The following is an 8,357-nucleotide window of genomic DNA, read 5'->3' as shown; positions in this document are numbered from 1 at the left end:
CCTCCGTTTCGTGGGACCCGTACGACTTCCCGTACGACATGGGGGCCGGCCCGGCGAGTGACCTTGCCCGTCCGGTCGCGCAAGCACTATGAGTGGCCCATGACGCCGACTCCCCAGCCCGCGCCCGCACCCGTCCACTGGAAGCTCGTCATCGACTCCGCCGATCCGCACGCCCAGGCGGACTTCTGGTCCGCCGCGCTCGGTTACACGGTCGAGGACAACAGCGCCTTCGTCGAGCGGCTGCTGGGCCTCGGCGCCCTGCCGGCCGCGGCCGCCGTCGACTTCCACGGCCGTCGGGCGTTCCGGGACCTGATCGCCGTACGGCATCCCGAGGACCCCTACGACGAGGAGCGCGGCACCGGCCTGGGACGGCGGCTGCTGTTCCAGCGGGTTCCCGAGCCCAAGGCGGGGAAGAACCGGCTCCACCTCGACCTGCACCCCGGCGAGGGGCGCCGCGCCGACGAGGTCGCGCGGCTGACGGAGCTGGGCGCGAGCGTGCTGCGCGAGGTGAGGGAACCGGCGGGCGCGTGGGTCGTGATGACGGACCCCGAGGGGAACGAGTTCTGCGTCCACTGACGCCCGACGCTCCCCTTTCAGCGCCCGACGCTCACTCTTCGGCACCCGGCGCCCTCTTCGGCGCTCGGCTTCGGCGCTCGGCGCCCCCGGCTCGGTGCGGGGGCGCCGTTTCCTCACTCGCCGTGGGCCCGGGGTGCCCGGGTGTACGGGTTGTCGGCGGCGGCGACGCGGGCGCGTTCCGCGAGGCGGACCATGCGGGTGCGGGCCGATTCCAGCTGTTCGAGGTCGTCGGCGGCGGGGCCGTCGTCGGCCGCGAGCTCGGTCCACAGTCCGATCAGATCGCGTCCCAGGTGCAGCCCCTGGAGGGGGTCGCGGACCGCACGCCAGGCGGCGGCCGCGCTCTGCACGTTGCCGTAGGCGGCCCCGGTGTCACGGTGGCGCCTGCGGACCCTCGCGAGGTCCAGCGACAGATGGAACGACCTGAGCGCGTCACCGGCCAGGTAGGCGATGTACGCGGTCAGCTCGCGCAGCTTCAGGACCTCGGGGTGTTCCTGGCCCAGCGAGTGGGCCGCCTCCGCGACGGCACGCTCCGCCATTCCCGCGGCGGCCTCGATCCGGCCCATCTTCACGGCCTCGTTGATCCGCGCGACGGGCTCCGCGAGGAACGCCGACGCCGGGTCCTGTTCCGGGGCCGCTCCCTGGGGACCGGTCCCGAGGACCGCCTCGGCGACGGCGTCGAAGCCGCGGGCGGGAGTGGGCTTGGGGTCCGGCTCCGGTTCCGGGCCCAGCAGGGACAGGGCCTCCATCGCGGAAGCGGGCCTGCGCTCAGGGGCCGGGGCCTTCGCTTCGGGTACGGGCACCGGCTCCGGGGCGGCGCCGGTCCCGGGAGCCGGGCCGAACTCGCCCGCGGGGGCCGCCGACTCCGGCACCGCCCGCAGGACGCGGGTCGACGCGGCTCCGGGCAACGGCTTCGGTTCCGGCACCGCCCGCAGCACGAAGGTGGACGGCGTGGGAGTGCCGGGTGCGACGGGCTCGTCCGGGGACGCGGGGCCGGGCCCCGCGACCGCACCGCCGCCCACCGGACCGGAGTCCGCGGCGGCGGCAGGTTCGACCGGGACGGCGGGAGCGGACGCCGGGCCCTGCGCCGGCGCGGCACCCGAGGGCACCGAGGACTCGGGCTGCGGCACGGGTTCGGGGGTCACCGTGGGCTCGGGACCGCGCACGGGGGCAGGCACCGGCGGATCCGGTACCGGATACGGCACGAACTCCGCCGTCACCGCGGGCTCGGGCCGCTGCTCCGGAGCGGACTCCGGGCGCGGCGGCGGCTCGGGCGAGGGCTGTGCCCGGGGCGGGAACGCGGGCGCGGGTGCCGGGGCGGAGGGCGTCTCGTTCTCCGGTGCCGGAACCGGTCGCGCACCGGGTTCCGGCACCGCACGCAGGACGTACGTCGCCTTGTCCCGGCGCGGGGCGGCCGGAGCCTGTTCCGGAGCCTCGGCGGACACCGGAGCGGGCGGAAGCGGAGCGGCGGGCTGCTGCTCGTCCGGACGCCGCTGTGCCGGCGGCCGCGGCGCCCCCTGGACCGGCACCTGCGAACCGTCACCGACCGGTCGCCGCTCCTGAACGGGCGGCTGCGGACGGTATTCCGGGGCCCCGGACTGCGGACGCTGGTCCGGAGCCTGCGACTGCGGGCGGTACTCGGGAGCGGCGGACTGCGGACCCCGCTCCGACGCCTGCGGCTGTGAGCGGTATTCGGGAGCCCCGGACTGCGGACGCTGGTCCGGAGCCTGCGACTGCGGGCGGTACTCGGGAGCGGCGGACCGAGGTCCCTGCTCCGATACGGGCGACTGCGGGCGCCTCTCCGACGCCTCCGGCTGCGGACGGTACTCCGGGGCCGCCGGCTGCGAACGCTGGTCCGGGGCCTGCGACTGCGGGCGCCTCTCCGAATCCTGCGGCTGCGGGCGGTACTCCGGAGCCCCGGACTGCGGACGCTGGTCCGGAGCCTGCGACCGCGGACCCTGCCCCGCTACAGGCGACTGCGGACCCCGCTCCGAAACCCGCGGCTGCGGACGGTACTCCGGAGCCCCGGACTGCGGACGCTGCTCCGGAGCCTGCGACTGCCGGCGCTGGTCCGGAGTCTGTGGCCGGGGGTGGTGGGTCGGGAGCTCGGGGTGGGGGCCGGGGGTCTGGGGCGGGAGGTTCGGGTGGCTGTCCAGGGGCTGGGCGGGCGGTGCCACCTGCACCGGCTCGGCCGTGTACCGGCTGGAGCCGTCGACGTGCACCTGGAGCGGCACGACGTAGCCGATGCGCTCGTCGTGGATGCTGGCCAGGACCGGGTGGCCGGTGGCCAGGGCGAGGCGGTGGAGGTAGTTCAGGATCGCGCCCTGGACCGTCTCGCCGGGCGCGGCCACGACCGGCATCCCGCCGACCGTGGCACAGCCCCGCGCCGACGCCGCACCGGGCGCCACGGCCCCCGCCACCGCGTCGGCGGACGCCGGCACGTGCACCTCGATCGGCGTCGTCCCCGCGGCCGGCTGCCCACCGGCACCGGCCGCCGAGCGCTGCCGCTTGAGTTCCCGCTTCTGTTCGCGGCTGAGTCGAGACATCGCTTCCCTCACGAAGGGGTGGTCGAGGACGGGGTCGGGGACGAGAGCGCGGGCCCGGAGGGCGACGGCAGGGGTGGCGGGTCGGCCGCCTCCACGGTCGTCACCTCGGCGACGTGCCAGGGACGGCCGCCACCCGCCCGGGTGAGTTTGAGGTGGACGTTCGCGCGCGGACCCGTGCCCGTCCAGCCGTCACGGCCGTGGGCCGTGCCGTCCACGAACAGGGCGCGGTAGGCGAGGACCGCCGTGTCGGCGGGCCCGTCGGCGTCGTCGTCCGCGGTCACCTTCACCGTGGTCCAGGCCCGGTGGCCGGCCCAGGCGTTCCACTCGGCGCCCGCCCCGCTCGCGGGGTGGTAGGACCGTTCGGCCGCGGCCTTGGCCGGGGTGAGCCAGCGGGCGGAACGCAGCATGGCGTCGTGGGGACCGTAGTCGTACTTCGTGTCATAGCCGTACGCCACCTCCGCCCACGCCTCCGATACTTCCGTCGCGTCCGTCCCGTCGACACCCGACGGGCTCGGGACGTGTGCGTCCGCGCCCAGCGGCCTGCCGGGCGGCAGGGACGCCTTCGGTGCCACGGACGGCACCGCGGAGGGCGACGAACCCGGGACCCCCACGTCTTCACGATGGTCCCGCAGGCCACAGCCCGTCAACGTCAGGATCCCGGTGACGGTCACGACCGCCAGCGCGGCGAGCCTCCTGCCGCGCGTTCCGGCACCCGCCGCCGTCCCCCGTGTCGTCCTCATCCTCGCCCCCCTCCTCACTTCAGCCCCAGCCAGGGTGCCGGATCCACGTACTTGCCGTTCTGCTGGACCTCGAAGTGCGCGTGCGGGCCGGTCGAGTAGCCGGTGGAGCCCACCTCGCCGACCTGCTGGCCGACCTGTACGTGCTGGCCCACGTGCACGTTGAGGCTCCGCATGTGGTTGTACGTGGTCGAGATGCTGTCCCCGTTGATGGTCCCGTGCGAGATGACCACACGGTTGCCGTATCCGTTGGACCAGCCCGCGAAGGTGACCGTGCCGTCCCGGGCCGCCCTGAACGGCGTACCCGCCGCGGCGCCGAAGTCGATGCCGGTGTGCAGCTTGTAGACGTGCAGGATCGGATGCATGCGCATGCCGAACGGCGAGGTCACGGGCGGGTTGCCGGCGATCGGCATCGCCAGTTCCCGCCCGGCCGGGAGCTTTCCGGGCGGATCGTCGACCGACGCGTACTTGGGTATCAGGGACTTGATGCGGGCGACGTAGTTCCGGGTCTCCGTGTACGGCGGCATGCCGTGGTACTGGTGGATCGCGCCGGGGCCCGCGTTGTACGCCGCGAGCGCCAGGTCGAGCGTCTCGCCGCTCGCCTCGCCGCGGTTCTTGTACCCCTCGACCGTCTTGGCGAGCGCGCAGTCGTAACGGCCCTGGGCCATGATCGCGTCACCGGGGTCGAAGGGCGAGGCCCGGCCGTTGCCGTCGTCGTCCCTGCCCCAGTTCGGCCAGGTCCCCGGCATGAACTGGGACAGTCCCTCGGCCCCCACCGGGGAGCGCGCCTCGGGGTTCCAGCCCGACTCGGCCTCGATCTGCGCGGCGATGACGGCCGGCTTGATGACGTCGCACATGGCGCCCGCCTTGAGCACCCAGGGAACGTAACTCTGCGGTACGGAACCGTCCTTCAGGCCTCCCCCCGCGCCGGGTGCCGGTTCCTCCTCGCTCGACGCTCCGCTCACCGCGACCATCATGACCACCGGCATCATCACGGCGGCCAGACAGCCGCCGACGACCCAGGTCATGGTGGACCCGCCCCCGTTGGACATCGGCCCCCCTCAGCCTCATGTTCCGGTCGTGTACATGCAGTCGAGTCTCTCCGTTCCCACCCGATTCCCGCGTCACCGCGGCGTCACAGGCTCGTCCCAGGAACTCACGCCCCGTTACCCAACTCGCCCGCGCACGGGGAGGATCGGTGCACCGACGAGGGGAGAGGGCCCATGCAGGGGATCGAGGGGGTGGCGGTGCGGACCGGCGAGGGCGGGGCCGCGCGCGGGAGGGACGGCGGGGTGCCGCGCGGGCACGAGCCGGGCGGGCCCGGCGGGCCCGAGATATGGATACGGGGGGCGGTCGGCGCGCAGGAGCAGCCGCCGCGGCGACCCGAGGAGGAGCCCCGACTCACGCCCCGCGTACGGCAGTTCTCGTGGATAGCCACGCACGGCGGGGCGGGCTCCTCCACGCTCGCCACGGTCTTCGGCGGCCATGACGCGGGCCGCGACTGGCCCCGGCCCGACCGGGGCGAACCGGCCTCGGTCCTGCTCGTCGGGCGTACGCACGCGGCGGGCCTGGACGCCGTGTCGCACACCCTGGACATCTTCCGCCGCGGCGACGCCCCGCCCGGACTCGACCTCGACGCCATCGTGCTGGTCGCGGACGCGCCCGGCCGGCTGCCGCGTCAGCTCACCCAGCGCATCAAGGTGATCAACTCCGTCATCGACGTCTACCGGGTGCCGTGGATGCCCGCGTGGCGCACCGGCGACCTCGACGTACCGCTGCCGCGCGAGGCGGCCGCCCTGGCCCGGCTCACGGGAAGGACCGCGCCATGACCGCCCTGCACGCGCTCGCCGCCCCGCTGGCCGTACGGGCGGAGGTCACCCAGCAGCTCGACTACGTCCTCGGCATCCTCGCCTGGCTCGTCACGGCGGCCGGGGTGGCGGGTCTGATGATCGTGGGCTCCCGGATGGCCCTGGCCGTCAAGTCCGGCGAGTTCGAGGAGCACGTGAACCAGTTCCTGATGGTGCTCGGCGCCTGTGTCATCGGCGCCACGGCGGGGCCGATCGTCGGTTTCGTCCTCTGACCCACGCCCGTACGCCTTCTGAGACACCATCACATCTGATGGTGTCTCAGTTGTTTTCCAGGTCCCCCACCTCGTATTTCATGACGGTCTCTTCCCGTCTGTCACGGACACGTCACCGACAGGTGCTGGTCTCCCACATCGCTTGGCCCCGGCCCACGGAAGTCGCCAAGCTCACTGTGCACCGGGAAACGCAGGGCGTCCCACGGATCTTCACCGCCCTCACGTACCGCTCGCGGCAAGCACGTACCGCTCGTACCGAGCAAGTGCCGTTCAGCTCCGGCGGGTTCCGCAGACGTCCAGGACGGGCGCGCGGGCCGCCGGCCACATCGGGGAGAAAACATGTTCAAGGCGATAGCAGCCCAGGCCCACCGGTACGCCTACCTGGCGGACGGGAAGATCCCCGACCCCAGCCGGAACGCGCCGGGCGAGCTGACGGGCAAGGTCGACACCGTCCTCGGCATCCTCGCCTGGGCGGGCACCGCGGCCGGAGTCGCGGGTGTGCTCATAACCGGCGCGATGATGGCGATCTCGATGCGCCGCGGCGAGGGCTCGGAGCACATGGGCCGCCTCGGCATGGTGCTCGGCGGCTGTGTCCTGGTGGCCACCGCGGGCCCCGTCGTCACCTTCGTGTTCGCCTGACCGGCGCTCCGTCGGAGCCCGAGCGAAGGGAGCGCAACCATGCTGAACTCCGGCCCGTCCCAAGGGGGCAGCGGGGAGTGGGAGCAGCCGTTCTGGCAGCAGCGGGGCTGGATCCTGTCGGCCGGCTTCCTGCTGGTGCTGCTCGCGCTCGCCGTCTTCACGATGATCGGCGGGGGCCACGGGACACCGGCGAACGCGGCGGGCGACGACAGGCCCGTCCCGTCCGCGGACCCGGACCGGGGCGGCGGCCGGCCGGGCGCCCGCCCCGCCGGCTGCCGCACCGACGACAGCGACCAGGCCAAGCCCACCCGGGCCCCGAAGGACTTCACGTGGAAGGCCGACGGCACGGGTCTGGTGCCGGTCTCCAGGACGGTGGGCCCGCTCACGTTCGACGGACCCGTCTGGTCCTGCTTCGCGCACACACCGATGGGCTCCGTCATGGCCGCCCACTCCATCACCGACCATCTGAGCTACCCGGGCTGGCGGAAGGTCGTCGACCGGCAGGTCGTCCCCGGCGCCGGCCGCGACGCACTCGTCGCGAGCCGTACGGCGGCGGGCGACAGACCGACCTCGGGCGAGCCCGACGGCGGCGGCTACGCGGGCTTCACCGTCCTGTCGTACGACAAGGAGAAGTCGACCGTGATGTTCGTCGTGCGGGTCCCCGGCAAGGACGCCTACGGCACCGCCTCGGTGACGCTGCGCTGGCTGGACGGCGACTGGAAGATCGCGCCCGACGCCGACGGGACCGTCTATTCGGGCATGTCGCAGATCAGCGGCACCAAGGGCTTCGTCACCTGGGAGGTGTGAGATGTCGTGTTCCTGGCGGGTGTACGACTGTGTGATCAGCGAGGTCGGCACCCAGCTCACCGACAGTGCCGTCGTGGCCTTCGCCAAGGCGATCGGCGACGCGACCGCGGCCGTGCTCAAGGCGCTCAACGGCGTGTGGATGCACGTCGACGTGGGGGACGCCTCCGGGCCCATCGCCAAGATCGACGGGGAGGTGGACTGGCTCGTCGGCTACGTGGCCGTGGCCTCGCTGCTGTTCGCGGCGATCCGCATGGCCCTGGAGCGCAAGGGCCAGCCGATGAAGCAGGCGTTCATGGGGATGTGGAAGGTCATCCTCGTCGGCGCGGTCGCCGTGCCGGTGGTGCAGGCGCTCACCAAGGCCTCCGACCTGTACGCGCAGGACGTGTACGAGAAGTCCGACCTCGGCGACAAGGCGTCGACGATGCTCGGGGTGCTGACCCTCGACCAGCCGGGCCTCATCCTCATCTTCGGCCTGCTGGTGATGCTGTCGAGCTTCGTGCAGATCTGTCTGATGTACATCCGCATCGGCGTCATGATCATGCTCGTCGGCACCCTGCCGCTGGCCGCCGTCTCCTCCATGACCGGATGGGGCGAGGGCTGGTGGAAGAAGCACGTCGGCTGGCTCGCGGCCTGGCTGCTGTACAAACCGGCGGCCGCGCTGATCATCTACTCGGCCACCTCGATGACCGACGGCACCAAGAACCTCGACCAGACCATCGCCGGCATGGGCATGCTGATCATGGCGGTGTTCGCCCTCCCGGCCCTGCTCAAGCTGATCGTCCCGGCGACGGCGGCGCTCGGCGGCACCTCCGGCGGCACGGTCGCGCTCAACGCGGTCAACAACGTCGCCACCGGCGCCGTCAGCATCGCCGCGGGCGGCGCGGGTGGCGGCGGGGGCACAGCGGGTCCGCAGGGCTCGCCCTCCGCCGGCGCCGGAGCTCCGGCGAGCGGGGGCGCGGGCGGTGCGGGCGCGGC

Annotated in this window: 9 protein-coding genes; 6 read left to right on the top strand and 3 right to left on the bottom strand. The window is 73.5% G+C overall.

Features of this window, described 5'->3' with window-relative positions:
• The first annotated feature begins 99 nt into the window (after positions 1-99).
• Positions 100-576 (top strand): VOC family protein, encoded by a 477-nt coding sequence (locus ACFWI4_RS40830; RefSeq protein ID WP_387206750.1) that lies wholly within the window; start codon positions 100-102, stop codon positions 574-576.
• A 113-nt stretch (positions 577-689) separates the two neighbouring features.
• Here the strand turns inward: ACFWI4_RS40830 and ACFWI4_RS40825 are convergent, their stop codons facing one another.
• From ACFWI4_RS40825 to ACFWI4_RS40815, 3 genes are read right to left on the bottom strand one after another with little or no spacing between them, the layout of a single operon-like run.
• The gene (locus ACFWI4_RS40825; protein ID WP_387206748.1) at positions 690-3,119 is read right to left on the bottom strand and encodes a hypothetical protein; all 2,430 of its coding nucleotides are present in this window, start codon (positions 3,117-3,119) and stop codon (positions 690-692) included.
• A gap of 8 nt (positions 3,120-3,127) precedes the next feature.
• Positions 3,128-3,859 (bottom strand): hypothetical protein, encoded by a 732-nt coding sequence (locus ACFWI4_RS40820; protein WP_387206746.1) that lies wholly within the window; start codon positions 3,857-3,859, stop codon positions 3,128-3,130.
• A 14-nt stretch (positions 3,860-3,873) separates the two neighbouring features.
• Positions 3,874-4,908: a peptidoglycan DD-metalloendopeptidase family protein gene (locus tag ACFWI4_RS40815; protein ID WP_387206744.1), complete on the bottom strand. Its 1,035-nt coding sequence runs from the start codon at positions 4,906-4,908 to the stop codon at positions 3,874-3,876.
• 171 nt (positions 4,909-5,079) lie between these two features.
• Between ACFWI4_RS40815 and ACFWI4_RS40810 the strand changes: the two genes are divergently transcribed.
• The 5 genes from ACFWI4_RS40810 to ACFWI4_RS40790 all read left to right on the top strand — a co-directional run.
• A complete protein-coding gene (locus ACFWI4_RS40810; RefSeq protein ID WP_387206742.1) occupies positions 5,080-5,685 on the top strand; it encodes a hypothetical protein in 606 nt (201 codons plus the stop codon).
• Positions 5,682-5,936, top strand: a complete 255-nt coding sequence (locus ACFWI4_RS40805; RefSeq protein WP_387206740.1) for a hypothetical protein — start codon at positions 5,682-5,684, stop codon at positions 5,934-5,936. The genes ACFWI4_RS40810 and ACFWI4_RS40805 overlap by 4 nt, the downstream gene beginning before the upstream one ends.
• Before the next feature lie 339 nt (positions 5,937-6,275).
• Complete coding sequence (locus ACFWI4_RS40800; protein WP_385408531.1) at positions 6,276-6,575, top strand: hypothetical protein; 300 nt, start codon at positions 6,276-6,278, stop codon at positions 6,573-6,575.
• A 39-nt stretch (positions 6,576-6,614) separates the two neighbouring features.
• Positions 6,615-7,382, top strand: a complete 768-nt coding sequence (locus ACFWI4_RS40795) for a hypothetical protein (protein WP_387206738.1) — start codon at positions 6,615-6,617, stop codon at positions 7,380-7,382.
• A gap of 1 nt (position 7,383) precedes the next feature.
• On the top strand, positions 7,384-8,357 hold a 974-nt coding region (locus tag ACFWI4_RS40790), incomplete at its 3' end, for a hypothetical protein (RefSeq protein WP_387206736.1).

It is taken from the genome of Streptomyces sp. NPDC127038, from assembly GCF_042725875.1.
GTDB lineage: Bacteria > Actinomycetota > Actinomycetes > Streptomycetales > Streptomycetaceae > Streptomyces.
The sequence above is the reverse complement of the archived record's forward strand: the minus strand, read 5'-3'. Positions and strand labels throughout refer to the sequence as shown.

Excerpts from the sequence above, each read along its gene's own strand:
- ACFWI4_RS40800 (WP_385408531.1), top strand. The coding sequence starts at position 6,276 with ATGTTCAAGGCGATAGCAGCCCAGGCCCACCGGTACGCCTACCTGGCG.
- ACFWI4_RS40810 (WP_387206742.1), top strand. The coding sequence starts at position 5,080 with ATGCAGGGGATCGAGGGGGTGGCGGTGCGGACCGGCGAGGGCGGGGCC.
- ACFWI4_RS40805 (WP_387206740.1), top strand. The coding sequence starts at position 5,682 with ATGACCGCCCTGCACGCGCTCGCCGCCCCGCTGGCCGTACGGGCGGAG.
- ACFWI4_RS40825 (WP_387206748.1), bottom strand. The coding sequence starts at position 3,119 with ATGTCTCGACTCAGCCGCGAACAGAAGCGGGAACTCAAGCGGCAGCGC.
- ACFWI4_RS40820 (WP_387206746.1), bottom strand. The coding sequence starts at position 3,859 with ATGAGGACGACACGGGGGACGGCGGCGGGTGCCGGAACGCGCGGCAGG.
- ACFWI4_RS40830 (WP_387206750.1), top strand. The coding sequence starts at position 100 with ATGACGCCGACTCCCCAGCCCGCGCCCGCACCCGTCCACTGGAAGCTC.
- ACFWI4_RS40795 (WP_387206738.1), top strand. The coding sequence starts at position 6,615 with ATGCTGAACTCCGGCCCGTCCCAAGGGGGCAGCGGGGAGTGGGAGCAG.
- ACFWI4_RS40815 (WP_387206744.1), bottom strand. The coding sequence starts at position 4,908 with ATGTCCAACGGGGGCGGGTCCACCATGACCTGGGTCGTCGGCGGCTGT.